This window comes from Mesorhizobium sp. M6A.T.Cr.TU.017.01.1.1 (assembly GCF_004023115.1).
GTDB lineage: Bacteria > Pseudomonadota > Alphaproteobacteria > Rhizobiales > Rhizobiaceae > Mesorhizobium > Mesorhizobium mediterraneum.
This window is the reverse complement of sequence record NZ_RZTA01000016.1, coordinates 63,874-83,199: the sequence shown is the minus strand read 5'-3', so window position 1 is coordinate 83,199 and position 19,326 is coordinate 63,874. Positions and strand designations below refer to the sequence as shown.

The following is a 19,326-nucleotide window of genomic DNA, read 5'->3' as shown; positions in this document are numbered from 1 at the left end:
GGCGATACTGCCGCGACATGCGGATATGCAGGAGCGTCCATTTCTTGGCCCGGTTCTCCTTCATCAGGCCGGCGAGCCGGAATGGATCCTGGTATTTCTTGTGGAACTGCTTGAGATAGGCGGCCGGCAGAACAAGCGATAGCGGCGAAGCAGCAGCGAGCTTGGGCAGGAAGTCGGGATTGGGCGCATTCCAACTATAGCGGACCGTCAACGGATCGACGATCTCGAAGCGTGGCGGCCTGCCGTCCGCCAGCAGGGTCGGGGCAAGCCCGCCCTGCGAAAGCTCATCATTCAGCCAGACATCTTCCCAGCAATAGCGAAAATCCTCCGGCGTCAGCAGGCTACCGTCAGACCATTTATGCCCTTCCCGAATCTTGAAAGTGAAGACGCGATCATCCGCTACGTCGAAACTTTCGAGAATGTCGGGTTGCAAGTTAAGCTTTTCGTCATAGCCGACCAGGCGAGCATATCCGTAGATCGTCATCATCCGGATATCTTTCTGGCTGCCGATGATCGTGCGCAGCGTGCCGCCATACTGGCCGGGCTGCCGGCCCATCGCGGCGAGGTTCAACGCGCGCGGGCTCTTGGGCAAGCGTTCGGCGAGTGCCGGCAGCGCCCTGGCCTTCAGCCGCGGCTGAAGAAATTCCGGCTCCAGATCGCCGGCGTGCGACGTGCCCGGCAGAAATGCCGAAGCCATGAGTCCAAGGACGGTGCGCCGGCTGATCAATGGCGTAACTCGCTGACATCGGCCGTACGCCGGGCCAGCACGAGGTGGCCGCCGCCAAGGTCGAGCGGCGACAGCATGCCCTCGTCGCCTTCGTCGCGGAATTGCGGTCCCCATGCGCTGGTGTCGGAAGCGCCGCCGAGCTTCAGCGTCTTGAAATCCATCGGCCTGTCGAGATCGGGGAAAGGTACTGCGGCGACCAGTGAGCGCGTGTAGGGGTGGACCGGTTTCCTAAGCAGAATTTCGCGCGGTGCGAGCTCGACGATACGCCCGCCGCACATCACCGCGATGCGGTCTGCCATGTAGTCCACCACCGCCAGGTTGTGGGATATGAACAGGTAGGTCAGGCCCAGTTCCTTCTGCAGGTCCTTCAGAAGGTTCAGGATCTGCGCCTGGACAGAGACATCGAGTGCCGAAACCGGCTCGTCGCAGATCAGGAGTTCAGGCCCCAGCGCCAACGCGCGCGCGATGCCGATACGCTGACGCTGCCCGCCGGAGAAACTGTGCGGATAACGCTTGATGAAGCGCGGATCGAGCCCGATTGCCTGCATCAGGCTCTTGACCGTGGCGAGTCGGGACGCGGCATTGCCACGTTGATGGATTTCCAGCGGCTCGCTCAAGATGTTCTCCACCGTCATACGAGGTGAAAGCGACGAAACCGGATCCTGGAAGACCATCTGGATTTTCGCGCGCAGCATGCGCAGGGCGTCTCCCTCGGCTTCCAAGACGTCGATCGGACCATCGCGGCCGTTGAAGTTCACAGAGCCGCCGCTAGGGGTGACAGCCCGCATGAGGATCTTGCTGACGGTGGTTTTGCCGCAGCCACTTTCGCCGACAAGACCCAGGCACTCACCCCGCCTGATATCGAAGCTCACGCCGTCCACGGCGCGAACAGAGGCTTGATGATCTCCGCCGAACCATCCGGACTTGCGGATGGTGAAGGTCTTTGTCAGATCCCTGACCGACAGCAGGATGTCGTCCGGCCCCTTCGATGCCGGCGCCGTCTGCTTGCCGAGCAGGTTCCCGACATTCACCGGCACCTCGCGGAGCGCCTTTAGCCTTTCGCCAGGCTTCAGGTCGAAATGCGGAACGGCTGCCATCAGGCCCTTCAGGTAAGGGTGGCCTGGCCGGCGGAATATCGCCTCCACAGGTCCCGCTTCCATGATCTCGCCATGGTACATGACCACCACCTCGTCGGCGACATTGGCGACCACGCCAAGGTCGTGCGTGATCAGCAGCATCGCCATGTTCAGCTTCGTCTGAAGCTCGCGCAGCAATTGCAGGATTTGCGCCTGGATGGTGACGTCCAACGCCGTCGTCGGCTCGTCGGCGATCAACAGGGCGGGCCGGCAGATAAGCGCCATGGCGATCATGGCGCGTTGACGCAATCCTCCCGAAAGTTCAAAGGGATACATGTCATAGGCGCGCTTGGGGTTGGGAAAGCCGACAAGGCCGAGCATTTTCTCGGTCCGCGCCTTGCGCTCCACCCGAGCCATGGGCGTATGAATCTGCAGGGATTCGCTGACCTGATTGCCGATCGTGTGCAGCGGCGACAGTGATGTCATCGGCTCCTGAAAGATCTTGCCGATGCGGCTGCCTCTCAACGCCCGGATTTCGGGTCCGTCACGCGGCATCTGCAGGATATCCTGCGTCGTGCCGGGCTTTTCAGGATCGGAAAACAGGATACGGCCGCGAACATGGGCTGTGTTCGGCAAAATGCCCATCACTGCCTGGCTGAGAACCGATTTTCCGGAACCGGACTCGCCCACAAGCGCGGTAACCTTGCCGGGCAGGACGCGAAGATTTGCACGCCTGACGGCATGCAAGGGTCCCCCGATAATGGCAAAAGAGATGCCAACATCCTCGATCCGCAGCAGATCAACACCCGAATTCATTCTCACACCAGCCCCACTCTGGCGGCCTGCCAGGCGGCAGGCCCAAAAAGCGAGACTAGCGTATTGCCAGCCTAGAGCAACTTGGATTCGAAACGGTCGCCAGTTCCCTGGCGGAACCGGCGACCGGACTGCATACCAAGGCGTTCGGATCAGATCGTGGCGGTTACTGGAGCTTCCTCGGGTCGGCCGCCGACAGCCGCGCGGCATCGCGATGAAGCAGCATGACCTGCTCGGCGTCCGATATTCGGTCGTAAATTGGCTCCAGCGCACCGTCTTCATCGAGCGCGAGAGCACCCGACAAATCGGGTGAAAGCACCGTCAGCTTCTGCTTGATGCCCGCCAGTTCCTCCTTGCCGAGCGTCAGCCAGCTGTTGGCGCCGCAATAGCTGGCGAAGTCTTTGCTGGCGAGAACGCTGTGCGGATGTTTCTTGGTCAGGGTCTGGAGGCGCTGGACCTCGTTTACAGCCGAGCCGAAGACAGAGAATGTGAGCCGGTCTGTAAGCCCGACGTTGCCGAACATCACATTGCCGACATGCAGGCCGATACCAAACTTTATGTCGCCTAACCCCTGCTCCTTTCTGCGCAGATTGAGATCCATTATGCGCGCGCTGGCCTTGTGCGCTGCCGCAAGAGCAGCCTGGCAAGCGATCTCGGACTGCGAGCGATGCCTTTCGCAAGGGTAGACGGCAATGAAGCCATCACCTATGAAACTCATGATCTGCCCGCCGCTGCGATTGAAAGGTGCGGCAACGGCGTCGAAAAACTGGTTCAGCGTATCGATATAGATTTCGCGGCCGGAGGTTTCGGCAAGCCTTGACGACCCGCGCATATCGGCCATGACCAGTGCGGCCCGGATGGTATCGCCCTCGCCGCGCTTGATCTGGCCGTCCAGCACGCGCCTGCCGGCGTCGCCGCCGAGATAAGTGGTCATCATGTTGTCGGCGAGCTTGGTGAGCACCGCCATCTTGGTTGCGATGGCGAGATGGTTCTGGATGCGCAGCAGCGCCGAAATCATGCTGTCGCTGAAGCCTGCAGCACTGTCGGTGGACCAAGACCCCAGCATGCCCTGACTGGTATTGCCGCTGAAGGGATGCACGAAAGCCATGTAATCGGTGACGCCCATAAGCCTGAGGTCATCGAAAACAGGAAATTCCGACGACACTGACGGGTCGAGCCGGCGCCGCAGATGGTCGAGCTTGTTGCTGAGCAGATGATAGTATGGGCTGGTCAGGAATCTGTCAGAATGAACGCCGTCCTCCTTGCGGAAGCCTTCCACTTCCAGGCCCTGGCCGCGGAGCCAGGTGAAGCCAAGCGCGTCATAAAGCGGATGAAGCATCGAAAAGCTCAAATGCACCCGCTTCAAAGGCAGGCCGGCAGCAGCCAGCCGTTCACAAAAGCCCTTTACCAATGTTTCCAGGTCGTCGCCCGCCAGCGCCGATTGGGTCAGCCAATCGGCAACCTTATCCATGAGAATGGCAGAAATTTCTGCTTGCGCTGTGCTCATGCTATCTCCGAACTCTTGGGCCTCATGTGGCGAGGCTGCCGGCGGGATGCAATCACGATCCTGACAGCGGGCAAAAAATTCGCCGGCTCGGACGCCATCAGGCCTTCACCACCGTCTCTCGGGCTAGCCCGAGGCGGCCAAAAACATTGCGTGTGTCGATGATCAGAGGAGCGTGATCAGCGATCGCCTGATAGTCGATCGCGTCGTGGTCGGTTGCAACGACGACAGCGTCGAAATCCTTCAAGGCCACCTCGGTCAAGTCGACCGAGCGACGCCCCTTGATCGCCATATGCTCCCGTGTGGTCGGGATTTCGGTAACATGCGGATCGTGGAATTCCGCCTTGCCGCCCCATTCCTCGATGAGTTCAATGAGCCGCAATGAGGGGCTTTCGCGGATGTCGGGCACATTCTTCTTATAGGCGAGCCCGATGATGAGAATGCGCGAGCGGCTGAGCGCCTTGCCGTGGCGCCGGTCCAGCGCCTTCGCCAGTTCATCGACCACATGACGCGGCATAGCCGTGTTGATCTCTGCGGCCAGCTCGATGAAACGGGTCGGCAGTTCGTATTCGCGCGCCTTCCACGTCAGGTAGAAGGGATCGATCGGAACGCAGTGCCCGCCAAGTCCAGGGCCAGGATAAAAAGGCATGTAGCCGAAGGGCTTGGTCTTTGCCGCCTCGATCACCTCCCAGATGTCGATGCCCATCGCACCGAGCACGACCTTCAACTCGTTGACGAGGGCTATGTTGACCGAGCGGAAGATGTTTTCCGTCAGCTTGACCGCCTCGGCGGTCGCCGTGGTGGAAACCGGAACGACGGTCTTGACCACGCCCTGGTAGAAAGCCTGCACTAGCGTCGCCGCTTCAATGCCGTCACCTGCCACGACCTTGGGGATCGTCGCGACTTCAAAGCTGCGGTTGCCGGGATCCTCGCGCTCGGGCGAGAAGCCGAGGAAGAAGTCTATCCTCGACTGCAAGCCGGTCTTTTCCAGTATGGGCTTGATCACGTCGTCGGTGGTGCCAGGATAGGTGGTCGATTCCAGCACGATCAGCTGGCCGAGACGTAAATGCTTCGCGATGGTGCCTGCCGTGTTTCTGACAAAGGAGAGGTCCGGCTCTCGGTGTTTCGTCAGCGGTGTCGGAACGCAGATGATGATGACATCGCAGACGGCCAGTTCGGCAAAATCCGCAGTGGCGCGGAACCGTCCGATCGCCACCTCGCTGGCAAGGGCTGTGGACGTCACCGCCTCAATGTAGGACTGGCCGTTGTTCAGGCTCTCGACCTTCTGGGCTTCGACGTCGAAGCCGGAAACCGGGAAGCCGGCGCGTGCGATCGCAACCGCCAGCGGCAACCCGACATAGCCCAGTCCGATCACGCCGACTTGCGCGGCACGCGTCGAAATCCGGTTCAGAAGACGGTCATATGTCGATCGTGAGGCGTCCAAAAATCTGCTTCCCGTCAATTCGGACAGGCTGTCCGCGCCCATGGCGAGGCGCACCATGGTCCCAAGAACCATTGCCGAGGCATATTGCGGAAAATCGGTTTCCGCAAGCCGTCATCAGACCGGCACCTTCGCCTTCAGGCTTGCGGCAGCAATCGCATAGCCGCCGGCGGCGCCATCGATGAAATGAACGTGATCGCGCTGCAGCGGCGATGCGACGAGGCATGTCATCAAGGCCGATTTCTGGCGGTGCAGGCCATAGTTGCAGATGCCCGCCTCTTCCGCCTGTTTCAGCCGGTTCTCGATCCGTTGCAACACATCCGCGTCAACGTCGATGGTCATCTTCAAGCCGTCGTCGAACTTCCGGAAATCCGAATTGCTGGCCACGTCGCGTTTGTAGATCTTCGGATCGAAACTGCCGATCGTCCAGCCATATCTATCCGTAACAGCCGTAAGCGTCATCAGGAACACTACCCACAGCTTCGATAGCCACCGCCATCCTGCGGGTGCCATGGCCCGCGCCTCGATATCGAGGCCGGCGGGCAGAAAACTGTAGCTCGGCCCGTTCACCGGCACCGGGTGGCCATCGCGTTCCTGCCTGCCGGCAAGGGCGATGATGTCGGAAGCCAGAAACTGAAAACCGCGCAGGTCGCGCAACGCCCCCGGTACGGCTATGATCGAGACGATTTCGCCATGCCGGGCTTCGATCGGGTTCCAGCGGCAGGAGAGGCCGGTCAGATCCGGCCGCGCGCCGGCCGGCGCAGGATCGATGCGGTAGCGCCCGGCTTTCATCTCGGCTTCCGCCCAACTGCCGCCACCTCCGGCGAACATGGCATAGAAGACCGCTTCGGAGGCCTGGAACCTCGCCACGCGAACGTCGAGGCCTTGCGCTCTTATATCCTTTATCGGCACGATTGCGGCACGCAAGGTCAGATCCAGTTCGTCCGCCACCCATCTCTGGACAGCCGCCAGCGCGTTGCGGATGATCTCCAGCGCCGAGCCAGGAAACGCCACGAGCGCGCCGTCGCCGCCGAAGACAAAGGGAAGATCTTGCCTACCCAGCGCATTGAGCAGCGCCGAAATGACGCTGGCACCGGCCATATTGACGGTTTTATAGCGCCCCGCCTCGATCGCCTTGGTCGAGCCGACGATGTCTGCGGTGGCCAGCGCCCAGCCATCGGGGAGAGGCCGATAGTTATCGATATCGGCAACGCTTTCGAACCTTGCGAAGACCGGCAAAGAAGCGACAAACGGGTCGGACGCGGCAGCTGTTTCCATGAGCATCAGATAGCACATTCCAGTGCTTGAAGGGTGAAGTCGATCATGGTTCGAAATTGACTTGCGCAGGCTTTCCGATGATAGGGTCCGGCGATGCGAATTGCTTTCTACGCGCCGCTGAAGTCACCCAATCATCCCGTTGCCTCCGGCGACCGCCAGATGGCACGGATGCTGGTCAAGGCGCTGGAGTATGTAGGGCATAGCGTCGAACTGGCATCCGAATTGCGCTTGTATCTACGCGAACCGGAGTCGAAGAGTTTCGATGCGCTCAAGACCGAGGCCCGAGAGGAGGCTGCGCGGCTGACCAAGCTTTGGGATCGTGACGGCAAGCCCGATCTCTGGTTCTCCTATCATCCCTATTACAAGGCGCCCGACCTGATCGGGCCCGAGCTGGCGTCGGCCTTTGCTGTCCCCTACGTGACAGCGGAAGCCTCCTATTCGAGGCGGCGCAACGCCGGCTTGTGGGCCGATACGCAAGCGTTGGTGGCGCGAGCCGTCGAACAGGCAGCGCTGAACATCTGCTTCACGCAAAGGGATCGTCAGGGACTGACAGATGCGATTCCCGACGCCGCTCTCGGTATGCTTTCGCCCTTCATCGACACATCGGTATTCCGGGAACTGCCGGCACGGGGTTGTCCGACGCGCCTCGTTACCGTCGCCATGATGCGCCCGGGCGACAAAGTCGAAAGCTATCGCATGCTGGCGCAGGCGCTCGGTCCGATCGGCCACGTGCCCTGGACCATGTCGGTCGTCGGGGATGGGCCTGCCCGTGACGAGGTCAAAGCGCAATTCGCCGGCTTGCCCGCCGACCGTATCGAATGGCTTGGCGCGATTGAGCCAGCCGCCGTGCCGGATGTCCTCTACCGTGGGGGAATTTACGTCTGGCCGGGTTATGGCGAGGCCTATGGCGTTGCCTATCTTGAAGCGCAGGCCGCCGGCCTTCCGGTGGTGGCTCAAGACATCGCCGGCGTGCCGGAGGTCGTGCGGGATGGCCAGACCGGGTTTCTCACCCCGCCGGGCGATGTGGCGGCGTTCGCTTCTGCCATTGAAAGGCTTCTGGCCGGCAACGACGAAAGAACCATCATGGCCGCGGAAGCCAGGCGTTTCATCCTCGAAGAACGTTCCCTCGGTGTTGCAGCGGCGCGTCTGGCCAACCTTCTTGCGAAGATCCCGGTTTCATGACATCCGATCAGATCTGGCAGCCCTTGGTGGAAGAACTGGCGTGCCTGCAACGGGCGGACCGTAAGGCAGAGTTCTGGCTGCGCGACGACGACGCCGTGGATCCGACGCCTGCGCTTGATCGGCTGCTCGACCTTACCGGTAAATTCGCGGTTCCGGTCACTCTGGCCGTCATTCCGGCCCTGACTGATGAGAAGCTTGTCGTCCGGCTTGGCGAGGCGCCGCATGCCACGGTCGCCATCCATGGCTGGGCGCACCGAAATCATGCGCCCGAGCACCAGAAAAAGCAGGAACTCGGCGCGCATCGGCCACGCGAGGCGGTGCTCGATGATCTGGCTCGCGGGCTGACGCACGTAACCGAACTGCACCGCGCACGTGCCGTTCCGATGCTGGTGCCACCTTGGAACAGGATCGACGCCGGCTTGGTATCCGACCTTGGATCGATAGGATTTTCGGCATTGTCGGTCTATGGGCCGCCGAGGCCGGCTTCACTTGCAGTCATCAACAGCAATGTCGACATCATGGATTGGCATGGCACGCGCGGCTGCCGCGATCATGGCCTATTGGTCCAGGCTATCATCGCGCAATTGCAGCATGCAATCGACGGCGGCGAACCGGTCGGCCTGCTCACCCACCATCTCGTGCATGATGAATCGGCCTGGCTCTTCCTCGAACGGCTGTTCACAGTCACCGCACAGACTGAAGCCTGCGCATGGCTTCCGATCAGGACATTGATCGGGCGCAGCGCCGCTAGAGCAATTCCAGGAAAAGTGTGAGCGGTTTTCCCGGGAAAAGCGCGTAGCGCTTTCCCTTGGGAATTGCGTCAAAACAAAAAGATAGAGCGGTTCGCCGTTTCTGTGAAACGGTGAACCGCTCTAGAGGAAAATAGCTCAGCGCTTTTTGCGCAATGAGACTGGAAATTTGAGCGTCTGGCCATCCCGCGCGGCAAAAGCGCCGGTAAACCTGTCTTTGGCCAGTTTCTCGATCTCGTCCAGGTCCTCGTCGGTCCGCGTCGGATCGTGGTGAAACAGCGCAAGCCCCCGCGCACCGGCCGCCTCACAGAGCTTGACGCCCTGTTGCCATGTCGAGTGCCCGTAACCGCGGCGGCGTTCCATTTCCTCCTCGGTGTAGGTGCAATCGTAAATGACGAGGTCGGCATCTTCGATCAGGGCGAGCACCGCCTGATCGAGTTTGTCCGGCTCGTGCTCAGTGTCTGTGATCACCGCCACGACGCGGCCGCCCCATTCGACTCGGTAGCCTATGCAGCCGCCCGGATGGATAAGACTGCCGGTTCGGACCACCACCCCTTCGCGCGGCCGAAGCACGTCTCCGGATACGAAATCGCGATAGTCGAGGCTTGCCTTGCAGATCTCCAGTTTCACCGGAAACCACGGCGGCCGCATGAACTCATCGACCATCTGCCGGGTCGTCATGTGTCCTGCAAGATGCCCGGACCAAAGCGTAACCTTGGCGCTCCGGTCATAGATCGGCGCAAAAGACGGCAACCCGATGATGTGATCGTAATGGCAATGGGTGAAAAGCAGGTCGAAATCGGTCACGGCCGACGCCTGAAGCGCCCCGCCGGCAGGCCGTAGGCCAGAGCCCGCGTCGAACAGAAGCGTATGCTTACCGCATCGCATCTCAATGCAGATTGTGTTGCCGCCATAGCGAGAGAATTCTGGCCCTGATACCGAAATGCTGCCGCGCACACCCCAAAACCTGACCAGGAAAACGTCGTCGTCCATGCTACCCCTTCGCCCATCTTAGCCAAACAACTGCTGCTATGCGAGACAGGCTTTCTCCGGGCGACCTTCTCAGCAAGAGGACACTGCCATCACGACGGCGAGGATCGAGCGCACGTCTTGGTTATTTGGCGCTTCGTGCGTCGATCAGATCCGCGGTCGTATGGCTTAGGCGATCGGCAAGAACCCGCAATATCTCGATGGTCATTTCCGGGAACTCCCTCATAAGCCTCAGGAAATGATCCTTACGGATTCTCAAGACTTCCAGCGGACTTGCCGCTCTGACGGTGGCAGTGCGGGAGCTGTTGCACAATATGGCGATCTCGCCAACAATCGAATTTGACTCCAGTTCGGCAACTTTTATCGGTCCGCTGTCGGAATCGACCAGAATATCTGCCCTGCCTGAAAGGATGACATAGGCGGCGTCTCCCTCGTCGCCCTGCCGGAAAAGGATCTGGCCGGCGCTGTAGCTCACACGATCGGATGTGAACGCAAGCAGCTTGAGCTTTGTCGGCTCGATGGCAGCGAACAAGGGAACGCGTTGCAGCATTCCAACTTCATCCTTGAGCAGCATTGTCGCAAACCTTCCCAATTCGCGTTTGCCAGACTAGACCAACGGACGCCCAGATGGAATCAATTCTGTTTCCGGGATGGCGAGACGAACCACGCGAATGGTAGCGAACCCGGATCAGGTGCAAACCTCAATCCCTTGACCTTGCAACAAGTTCCCACCGGCAGAATGATCCCATCGGAATGTCCAAAGCTCTATGACAGCAGTTCCTTGAAGATACCGTTCCCTGCCAAAAGTGTCTCGTGTGTTCCGTCTTCCACCAAACGACCCGAGTCGAAGACGACAACGCGATCGAACATCATCGCCATTGCCGGATTCGTCACGACCCACACAATTGCCGGCGAATGGCCGTCGCGTCTGGCTTCCTCGAGCACGTTTCGCAGCACCTTATCCTGCATGCGCTGGTCGAGCGCCGACAGCGGCCGGTTGAGAATGAGAAAATCGGGACGCTTGATCAGGGCCCGGGCAACATCGAGCTTCTGTCGCTGTCCACCGGTCAGCCGCCTGCCACCGGAGCCGACGTTGAAGTCCAGGCCGACATCCAGAAGTTCGTCATAAAGCCCCAGTTCGTCAAGGATGTCATAGACGATAGACCGTATACGGTCCGGCGCGTCGGGATGGTTGGTGCCCACACGCCCGAACAGGACATTGTCCATGACGGTAGCCGCGGCAATGTATTTGGCAGGATCATATCGTTCGACTGCATTTTGCAGCTCGGGCGGCAGGTTTTCATAGAACTGGTTGCGTGCAGCGACGATCTTGCTCATGAGCTCGTCGCTCAGCAGGCCGAAGCGGTGCCGGGGCTCGATATAGTTAAAGCTCAAGGTGATGATCATGGCGCGGTCGTTCTCCGAAACCGCCTCGTAGGGACGGTTTTTGAGCCGTTGCAGCAAGCTTTCGTAGGCGGGTATCTCCTCGGCGCTCATGAAGGCGAGCTGCTGGAAGAACTGGTGATCGGGCGGCAGGTCGGCGAACAGCTCGATCGCCTGTTCGGCGATCTCCATGCCCATTTCGTAGAACGTGCGGTCGAGGCCGGCTTGCTTCAGCACAGAAGCAAAATAGGGATTGGCCGCCAGAGCCCTGTCGGCCAGTTCGGGGCCGGCGGCAGCGCCGAAGAGCAGGTTTTGGCCGATCGTTGCTTCCTTGTTGTACGCGCCCGGTTCGAAAGGAGCCACCAGTCCGCTCAGCCCTTCGTGTTCCAGCCGGGTTCGCAGCGCCGCACGCAGTTCGACGATCCGCCTGGCAAGCTCCGTGTGACGCGTGAGGTCGGCCGAAGAGCGCAAGCCAAGATCCAGAATGTCGCGCGACAGAACAACCGCGTCGAGCACCCGGCGCACGGCTTCAAAGAGGTCGTGCGGGCCGGTAGCGCCAGCGGAAGCATAGTTGATCCAGTCGCTGTGGATATCAAGCTCCGGATTGCCCGACCGACGCGCCTCGTCGATGTTCCAGCGGCGCTGGTCTGCCGCAGCACCCTCATAAGTCACCGATGTCAGCGGCGCGTGCTTCAACCCGTAGAGCAGGTTATCGCGGAGGCTTGCCTGGAACAGGAAAACATCCGACGAGGCATAGGACATGCGCCGGCCGGTCACTGCTTCGGGGAGTTCAAGCAGGTCGTCGGCGCCCGAAGCGACCCTTCCGCTGTCCGGCCGATTCAGCCGCGCGAAGGCTTCTGCAAGCGCCTCCGCTCCACCTGTTGTGGTGCTAACCAGCGCCACCGTCTCACCCGGCCTGACCTGGAGGGAGATACGATCGAGGAGCATTGCACCGCCATCGTCTGCCATGGACAGATTGATGGCCGACAGGGGGTTGGTCATCGGAGCGGGATCGTCGATCGTCAATGCCCCGATTGTCGGCGCAATGAGACCCTCGGCGGTAAACTGTTCAACGACCTGCTGATATTTGACCTGGACATCCTGCCGCGCCTGATCCCAATCGATCAGTTCCTTCATCGGTCCGGGCAGGTCCTTGTAGGCGCCGATCACGGCCACGAGCTGGCCGACGTCCAACCGGCCCTGGATGACCAGGTACCCGCCGATCATGTAGAACAAAAAGGGCGTGACCTGCGCGAGAAAATTGTTGAGGAACTTCACCATGAATTTCCATTGGTAAAGATCGAAGCGGATCTTAAAGATGAGCCCGAGCCGGGCAGCTATGTCGGCGCGCTCGTAGTTTGATGTATCGTGGACGTGAACCGCGCCGATGCCGTCGACGATTTCGCCAACCCGGCCCGAAAGCGCGCGCGCCGTCAACTGCCGCTCGCGCCCGAGCACGATCAGCCGCCGCCGCATTCGCGGGATAAGCACGATCTGGATCCCCACGATCACAGCCGCTATCATTCCGAGCCAGACGTTCTGAACCATGATGAACAGCATGGCCGTCAGCGCCTGGCCGCCGAGCAGCACCGGCTGCACGAAGGCATCGCCGATGAAGCCGCCCAGCGGCTCCACCTCGTCCTTCACCATGGTCGCCACTTCGGCGGATTTCACCCGCTTGAAGTAAACCGGCGGAAACCGCAGCACACGATCGACCAGATCGAAACGGATACGCCGCAGCATGCGTTCGCCGAGGCGGCCCTTGTAGGTGTTGATGTAGAGTTTGAACAGGCCGTTGATGATGACTAGCAAGAGAAACACAACGCTCAGGGCAAACAGCGTCTCCTTGCGGTCGAGCTGAAAACCGGAGAAGAACTGGACCTCTCCAATGAACGGCAAGTTATAGTGTAGCCTCATGAATGGCTGGGTCGCGCCCGGTTGCTCGAAGCCGCCACCTTGGATCGGGCCGTTGACGATCAGTTTCGGCAGGTCGAAGGACATGAAATACGGGATCATCGAAAGCACGACGATCATCAATATCCAGAGTTGCTGCTTCTTGGTGTGCGTCCAGATATAGCGGGCTAGGCTGGGTTCCATATGCGGCTGTGGACCCTTCAGTTGGAAAGATGCAGGATGTAAAAGCACCTGCTGGCGAATAGCATATCGGCGATTTCTTCGTCGCCAGCGGCAAGCTCGAAGCTGCAGTGCACGGAGATTGTCCTGCGCTCAACGATGGACGGAACCTGCGAGGCGGCGCGATCCAGTTCCGGCGCATGGTCGATAACAACGACGTGGGAATTGGCGATCAGCGAAGACTGCAGCTGGCCGAACGGTTCGCGGCTTCCGTAGGGTTTTGGCGAATAGCCGAGCGGCACGAGGTCCCGGCTGCGCGGCTGGTGCTGCCAGATGGACGCCGCTGCTCCGAACAGATGCAACAGGCTCTCTCCGGCACCGGGCAATGGCGAAGCAGCTTGCAGCATAATCACATCCGCGAATCAACAGCCTTGCGCGAGGCAAGATTGCGTTGTGTCGCCCGAAATCCCAACATACAAGGCGAATATGATGGATGTCACGCAACCACGCAATGCCGGCATGGACTGGCACGAGCAAGCCTTGGACCTCACGCGGGGAATTGCTGCCTATGTCAACTGCCCTCTCGTGGCAGGGCTGGCGCGCGTCGTTACCAAGCATCCGAAGGCCGATATCGCCAACGCCTTCAACCACAAGCAGGTCGCCTGCAAGATGTGGGCGCTTGATAGGCTGTTCGAAAGCTGCGGCGGCCGGTTCGAGCGCATATGGGTTCTGGGTGGATGGTACGGCATATTGCCGGCAATGCTTTTCAACGACGCCCGCTTCGACATCGCGGCGGTCGATAGCATCGACATCGATCCCGAAGTCGCGCCGGTCGCCCGGACCCTCAACCGGGAAGCAGGCGACCGGTTCCGGGCGCTGACGGCAGATATGTACGCACTCGACTATGCGGCCGGGCGACCCGACCTGACGGTCAATACGAGCTGCGAACACATAGCCGATCTGCGCGCTTGGCTTGCTCTGCTTCCGCGGGGCATGAATGTGCTGCTGCAATCGAACGATTATTTCAGCGAGCCAACGCACATCAGCTGCGTGGCCTCACTTGCAGCCTTCGAAGCAATGGCGGCGCTACGGGAGGTGCGGTTCTCCGGCGAACTACCGACAAAAAATTATACGCGCTTTATGCTTATCGGAACTGTTTAATGCATTTCGTCCGCGTAGCGGTTTTGGGACAATGACGTGGATAAAAATAAGGACTTGAAGCGCGTCGCACGAACCTCGCCAGACGCCCGTTAGAATCCATCGTCTGTTTGATCATGAATTTTTCCGAAACCGGGCCCCGCTTTTAGGGACCAGGTTCGATACCGCTCACGCAGGATTTGCGCCGAGTGACGCGCGCCTTCCAGATCGAGACGATGCGCGGATGGCGTCGGTCCCACAAGCGCCTGTTCGATCGCTTGCGCCAAACCTTCAGGCGTCAGGTCATTTTCCATCAGCACCGTTGCAAGACCGAGTTCTTCGAGCATCAGGGCGCGAACCGTCTGTTCGGTTTCCCCGCCGGCTGCAAATGGAACGAGCAGGGAGCGACAACCCGCGCGCAGGACATCGCAGACCGTGTTGTAACCCGCCTGCGAGGCTGACAGGCGGGCGCCGGTCAGCAGGCTGGCGAAATCCTCGCGGAACCGGAAGATGGACAGGCCCGGCGTGGCATCGTGTGCGATCGCGTCAAACTCGTCTTTCGGCAGGTTTGGGCCGGTGATCAAACACCATTTCCAACCGTTGTTAGCATTCCGCGCCGCTGCGATGGTGGAGCTGACAAGGCTCTTTCCGGCAGCCCCGCCGCCAACCGACACCAGAACGTCGAAGCGCTCGGAGGTCGCGGGCGCTGGCGGCGCGGCAACGAGCCCTGTGTAGGTGACCTCGGTCCTGATCGCCCCAGCCAGTGGAAATGTCTTGTCGATGGTTGCGAAAGCCGGATCGCCGTGGACCATGACAAGGTCGAAATGCCTGTTGATGAGATCGACCGTTTCCTCGTTTCGGCCCGGCTTGACGCGCTCCTGAAGGATATCACGGACGGACGTCGCCAGCAGCGGTCTGGGCGATGTCGCGTCGATGGCCTCGATCAGCGGCAAGAGTTCGAAACGCATCTGCCGGCGTCCAAATGGAAACGCCTCGACAATGACAATATCAGGCCTGCAATCCCGGAATGCCTGCAGCAGCAGCTCCGAACGCCATTTCTTGAAATCATCATCGATGGGTTTGCCCTGCAGGTCGACGAGTCCGGAAAATCCTTCATCACCGGAGGTGACAGGTGGCAGGGTTACAGATTTTACACCCCGTCCCGGAAACCCCGCGATCGGCGCCCCGCCGGTCACGACGGTTACGTCAAACCCGTCATCGACCAGAGCCGCCGCAATGCGGCTGGCGCGCGCGAGATGGCCGATGCCGAGCAGGTGCTGGACATAGAAGAAAGCGCGCAGCCGCTTCATTCGGCGGCCCGCCACTCCCGCTCGAACAGTTCCTTGAGCTGTCCAATGCTTGCCATATGATCGAAATTGCCGCGCACGCGCCGCTCCGCGGCCTCGCCGAGGCGGGCGCGCAGCACGGGATCACGGATCAGGCGCTCCAGCGCCTGTGCCAGGGCAATTGGGTTTTCCGTCGGAACCAGCAGCCCGGTTTCATCCGGCGATAAGAGCTCCGGCACGCCGGAAATATCGGTCGACACGCAGGCAAGCCTCTGGCTGGCCGCCTCCACCAGAACATTCGGCAGACCGTCCCGGTCGCCATTTGCGGTGATCCTGCAGGCCAGGGCGAAGATGTCGGCGCCTCGGTAGTGCTCAAGCACCTCCTCCTGCGCAAGCGCGCCTTTCCAAGAGACGCGACCATCCAGTCCGAGCTTTTGCGCCAGCGCCTTGAGCCGTTCCAGTTCCTCGCCACCGCCGATATGCTCGAAACGCCACGCCAAATCACCAGGCAAGAGGGCGAGGGCCTCCAGCAACGTATCGTAACCTTTCTTTTCAACGGCGCGCCCGACACTCAAAACGATAACCGGTTCGTCCGGCGCCGAGCCATCATGCTGTTTTCGCGCCTCGCCGAAACTGCCGAAGCGATCAAGGTCGAGCCCATGATAGCTCAGATGCACAGAGGAGCTGCCGTTAGCGAGTTTTTTCAGACGGTCGAAGCCGGTTTTCGTGCAAGTGACTGTCCAGCGCGCCGAGGAAAGCTTGCCGGCCAGATCCCAGTCCGCCGAAGTCCAGATGTCCTTGGCATGGGCCGAGCAGCTCCAGGGCAGTCCACGAAGCTGGCTGGCATAGCGCGTCACCGATGCCGGCGTATGCGCGAAATGTGCATGCAGCCAGCCCGCGCCTTCCGGCCATTCGGCCGCCAGCACGAGCGCTTGCCCGAAGCGGCGCGCGCGATTGCGCGTAAAGTCGCGGGGGATATCGCTAGCCAGCGATCCGAGCGCGCGCCAGAAGCCCGGCCACAGCATACAGGCAAACAGCGAGCGAACCACGCGCAGCGGCTCTTCATGCAGATATTCCGGCAGATAGTGGACGAGCGCTTTGATCTCGTCATGCACGGGGTGGCGTTTTGAGTCGGTCGGCCGCCTGAGCGCGACGAGTATCAGGTCGAACCCCGCACGCTCCAGACCGAGCAGTTCCTGCGCGATGAAGGTTTCCGACAGCCGTGGATAGCCCTTCAGAACCACGACGATCTTGCGATGTTGCAACTCAGTTCATGCCTTCAATGACCGAAAGGTGATGGCCGGCCCGCCGGTCGAGCAGTTCCGCGACGATTTCGGAAATATGAGGCAGCCCTTCCAGCGTCAGATGCGGATTGCTCTGCGATGGGCGGGGCCGCTCCGGCAGCACCTTCAGTGCATTGGCAAACCGCTGGGAATCCTCGGCTTCTTCCGGCAAAAGCATCTCGATGAGGCCGAGTTCGGCTGCGCGCCGTGCGCGGATCAGTTGTTCCTCGCGGGGCGTGACGCGCGGCACGATCAGCGCCGGCTTGTCGAAAGATAGTATCTCGCAATAGGTGTTGTAACCGCCCATCGCCACTACCGCCTTGGCGCCGGCAATCAGGTCTTCCATGCGGTTGTCGAACTCGATCATCTTGATGTAGGGGATCTTGCACCCCTTCTTGAGCAGCTTGTTGCGCTTGCGCGCCGGCATGTAAGGCCCAAGCACGATCAGCGCCCTATGCTGCAATTGCGGATCCTGGTGATAGGCATCGATGACGTCGTGGATCAGGTCGGCGCCGTCACCGCCGCCACCGGTGGTAACGAGGATATAGTCGCCCTCGGGCCGGTGGCCGGGCAACTCGTTCCGCTGCAGGCTCCGTTGCAGGAACCCGACGAACCTCATCTTTGCCCTGATAGCCGGCGGCACATCCAAGCCAGTCAACGGATCGTAGAAATCCGGCGGACCATAGGCCCAGACCTTGTCGTAGAACAGGCCTATCTTGCGCATCACATCTTTGCGTGCCCACTCCGCTTCGAGCAGATGCGGCGCGTCCATCACCTCGCGCAGGCCAAGCACGAGCGTGGTGCCCCGCGTCTTGAGGTAGGACAGAGTGTCCTCAATCTCACCGCGCAGGCCGAGCGGTTCCTTGTCGACGATGAAGATATCCGGCCGGAAGGTCTCGGCGGTGTGGCGGATGATCGACTGGCGCATCCTTAGCGTCTCATGCAGATCGATATCCTTTTCCAGCGAGGTGTATTCGCCGTTGCGCAACTTGATGACGCTGGGGATCTTCACGAAGTCGACACGGGCGCGGTAGTCGAAGGCGCCAGCGATAGTCGCACCCGAAATGATAAGCACCTGAAGTCCGCGGAAATCCTCGACCAGCGAATGCGCGATTGTCCGGCAGCGCTGCAAGTGGCCGAGCCCGAACGTGTCGTGGCTGTACATGAGAATTCGAGCGTTTTGTACGTGATGGGTCATTGCTGAACGTCTTCTAGAATTCTCGCCTTGAGGACCGTAGGCGACCCCGCTTCGAAACCATCCTCGCGGGTCATCCACCGACCTGTTTGAAACATGAGGCCGCAATTTTCAATTTGTACTACCCAGGAGGTCCAAGGATGCCGCTCTTTTTGATCGTGTCTTCAAGCTGATCGTCGTCCGCTATACGACGTTCGACAATGTCGTCCAAGCTCATTAATCACCTCAAAGTTCGGGCTATTCAAGCCGCCGCGTGACAGCGCCTCGCGGCCGAAAGTGGCGCAAGCTATCACCAACTCGAAGGTATTCTGTGGAATGCCTGTTGGATAGGCTTTCTGATTGCCTGAGCCCGAAACTAGATGGAATGGCGAATATCGCCTCGGCAGGAGCGGGCCTAGATTCCGTATTATTGTCTTGGGGATGGATCGAAGGGAAACCCGGTGTCCCAAAGTTCGGCAGAAGCCATCCCTCTTGATTCCAATAAGCCCCGGTCTCTCCGAACTCCATTGGTTTCGGAGCGGTGAAGACGAATTCCGCTATCCTGCCAATATACCTGATTGCTTGATCGGCATACGAAACGACAAGGTCGCCGGGCGTCGCACGGCGCATATTGTTGTAGAACTCACTTCGCGCGCCATTGCTCTCGGTCTTGGGGGACCAAAGGTGCTGCCCATCAATCTCTTGAAGGGCGGTCTGATTATGAATCACCCACCAGAACTGAGCCATCTATCGCCCAGGCTAGCCGGAAATTCGGCAGGAATCGAGTGGATGCCAGCGCTCACAGCACACCGCCTGTAGTAGGATGTATGCAACACCGGTTGCTTGTCGATCGCGACGGCTTCGGCTAATGCCTTAGCTGGGGCGGTGACGGTACTTTTCGAGACGGCTTGGGCGCGGCGTCGAACGCTGCAAGGTGCAAAAAAATCGGCCGATTGGCCCCGATAGTTGGCGAAATCTCAAAATATCTTTTTGTGGCGATTTTCCCTTTAAAATCAAGAGCGTAATTTTTTGTCAATGAGTTATATGCTGTTTGAACAATCGAGTGGGAATGAGGGAGCGCGAATCTGGAATCCAGAAGATTGAGCTGGCCGCGTCGATCTCGATCAGTACATCGTCAGTCCGCAATGCTGGCTCCGGCATCTCGCTAAGCCGTTTTTCCTTTCTAAGAAGTTTTCTCTGGATAGAGCAGTTTTCGCGTCGATCTCGGCC

General features: G+C 60.1%; 15 protein-coding genes. 3 read left to right on the top strand and 12 right to left on the bottom strand.

From position 1 onward, the window contains the following. The 5 genes from EOB36_RS07860 to EOB36_RS07840 form a co-directional block, all read right to left on the bottom strand. The coding region (locus tag EOB36_RS07860) for an ABC transporter substrate-binding protein (RefSeq protein ID WP_245467660.1) at nt 1-697 on the bottom strand (697 nt) is incomplete at its 3' end. Nucleotides 698-723: 26 nt separating this feature from the next. Further along, nucleotides 724-2,619 (bottom strand): ABC transporter ATP-binding protein, encoded by a 1,896-nt coding sequence (locus EOB36_RS07855; protein WP_128284609.1) that lies wholly within the window; start codon nt 2,617-2,619, stop codon nt 724-726. 163 nt (nt 2,620-2,782) lie between these two features. Beyond that, nucleotides 2,783-4,123, bottom strand: a complete 1,341-nt coding sequence (locus EOB36_RS07850) for an adenylate/guanylate cyclase domain-containing protein (RefSeq protein WP_095483620.1) — start codon at nt 4,121-4,123, stop codon at nt 2,783-2,785. A 97-nt stretch (nt 4,124-4,220) separates the two neighbouring features. Then, nucleotides 4,221-5,564, bottom strand: coding sequence for a nucleotide sugar dehydrogenase (locus tag EOB36_RS07845; RefSeq protein ID WP_128284608.1), 1,344 nt, complete (start codon nt 5,562-5,564; stop codon nt 4,221-4,223). 114 nt (nt 5,565-5,678) lie between these two features. Further along, a complete protein-coding gene (locus EOB36_RS07840; protein WP_128284612.1) occupies nt 5,679-6,839 on the bottom strand; it encodes a DUF3095 domain-containing protein in 1,161 nt (386 codons plus the stop codon). A gap of 93 nt (nt 6,840-6,932) precedes the next feature. Here EOB36_RS07840 and EOB36_RS07835 point away from each other — a divergent pair, with 93 nt between their 5' ends. Beyond that, nucleotides 6,933-8,021: a glycosyltransferase family 4 protein gene (locus EOB36_RS07835; protein WP_128284607.1), complete on the top strand. Its 1,089-nt coding sequence runs from the start codon at nt 6,933-6,935 to the stop codon at nt 8,019-8,021. Continuing rightward, entirely contained in the window at nt 8,018-8,794 is a 777-nt protein-coding gene (locus EOB36_RS07830) for a polysaccharide deacetylase family protein (protein WP_128284606.1), read from the top strand. The genes EOB36_RS07835 and EOB36_RS07830 overlap by 4 nt, the downstream gene beginning before the upstream one ends. 114 nt (nt 8,795-8,908) lie before the next feature. Here the strand turns inward: EOB36_RS07830 and EOB36_RS07825 are convergent, their stop codons facing one another. The 4 genes from EOB36_RS07825 to EOB36_RS07810 all read right to left on the bottom strand — a co-directional run bounded on the left by EOB36_RS07825 (nt 8,909) and on the right by EOB36_RS07810 (nt 13,623). Further along, nucleotides 8,909-9,763, bottom strand: coding sequence for an MBL fold metallo-hydrolase (locus EOB36_RS07825; protein WP_095483623.1), 855 nt, complete (start codon nt 9,761-9,763; stop codon nt 8,909-8,911). 121 nt (nt 9,764-9,884) lie between these two features. Next, a complete protein-coding gene (locus EOB36_RS07820) occupies nt 9,885-10,334 on the bottom strand; it encodes a cyclic nucleotide-binding domain-containing protein (protein ID WP_095483624.1) in 450 nt (149 codons plus the stop codon). Nucleotides 10,335-10,525: 191 nt separating this feature from the next. Beyond that, nucleotides 10,526-13,240 (bottom strand): ABC transporter ATP-binding protein, encoded by a 2,715-nt coding sequence (locus tag EOB36_RS07815; RefSeq protein WP_127289336.1) that lies wholly within the window; start codon nt 13,238-13,240, stop codon nt 10,526-10,528. A 17-nt stretch (nt 13,241-13,257) separates the two neighbouring features. Beyond that, nucleotides 13,258-13,623 (bottom strand): hypothetical protein, encoded by a 366-nt coding sequence (locus tag EOB36_RS07810; RefSeq protein ID WP_128284605.1) that lies wholly within the window; start codon nt 13,621-13,623, stop codon nt 13,258-13,260. Nucleotides 13,624-13,705: 82 nt separating this feature from the next. On the opposite strand from EOB36_RS07810, the gene EOB36_RS07805 reads away from it, so the two are divergent. After that, entirely contained in the window at nt 13,706-14,377 is a 672-nt protein-coding gene (locus EOB36_RS07805; RefSeq protein ID WP_126107239.1) for a class I SAM-dependent methyltransferase, read from the top strand. Between the two features lie 89 nt (nt 14,378-14,466). Here EOB36_RS07805 and EOB36_RS07800 read toward each other — a convergent pair whose 3' ends face one another. Genes EOB36_RS07800 through EOB36_RS07790 form a run of 3 tightly spaced genes read right to left on the bottom strand, consistent with a single transcriptional unit; the run spans nt 14,467 to nt 18,120 of the window. Continuing rightward, nucleotides 14,467-15,663 (bottom strand): glycosyltransferase family protein, encoded by a 1,197-nt coding sequence (locus tag EOB36_RS07800; protein ID WP_128284604.1) that lies wholly within the window; start codon nt 15,661-15,663, stop codon nt 14,467-14,469. Next, nucleotides 15,660-16,904 carry a glycosyltransferase gene (locus tag EOB36_RS07795; RefSeq protein WP_095483628.1) on the bottom strand — a complete coding sequence of 415 codons (1,245 nt, stop codon included), beginning with the start codon at nt 16,902-16,904 and terminating at the stop codon, nt 15,660-15,662. The genes EOB36_RS07800 and EOB36_RS07795 overlap by 4 nt, the downstream gene beginning before the upstream one ends. Before the next feature lies 1 nt (nt 16,905). Beyond that, nucleotides 16,906-18,120, bottom strand: coding sequence for a glycosyltransferase family protein (locus tag EOB36_RS07790; RefSeq protein WP_095483629.1), 1,215 nt, complete (start codon nt 18,118-18,120; stop codon nt 16,906-16,908). Nucleotides 18,121-19,326: the final 1,206 nt, after the last annotated feature.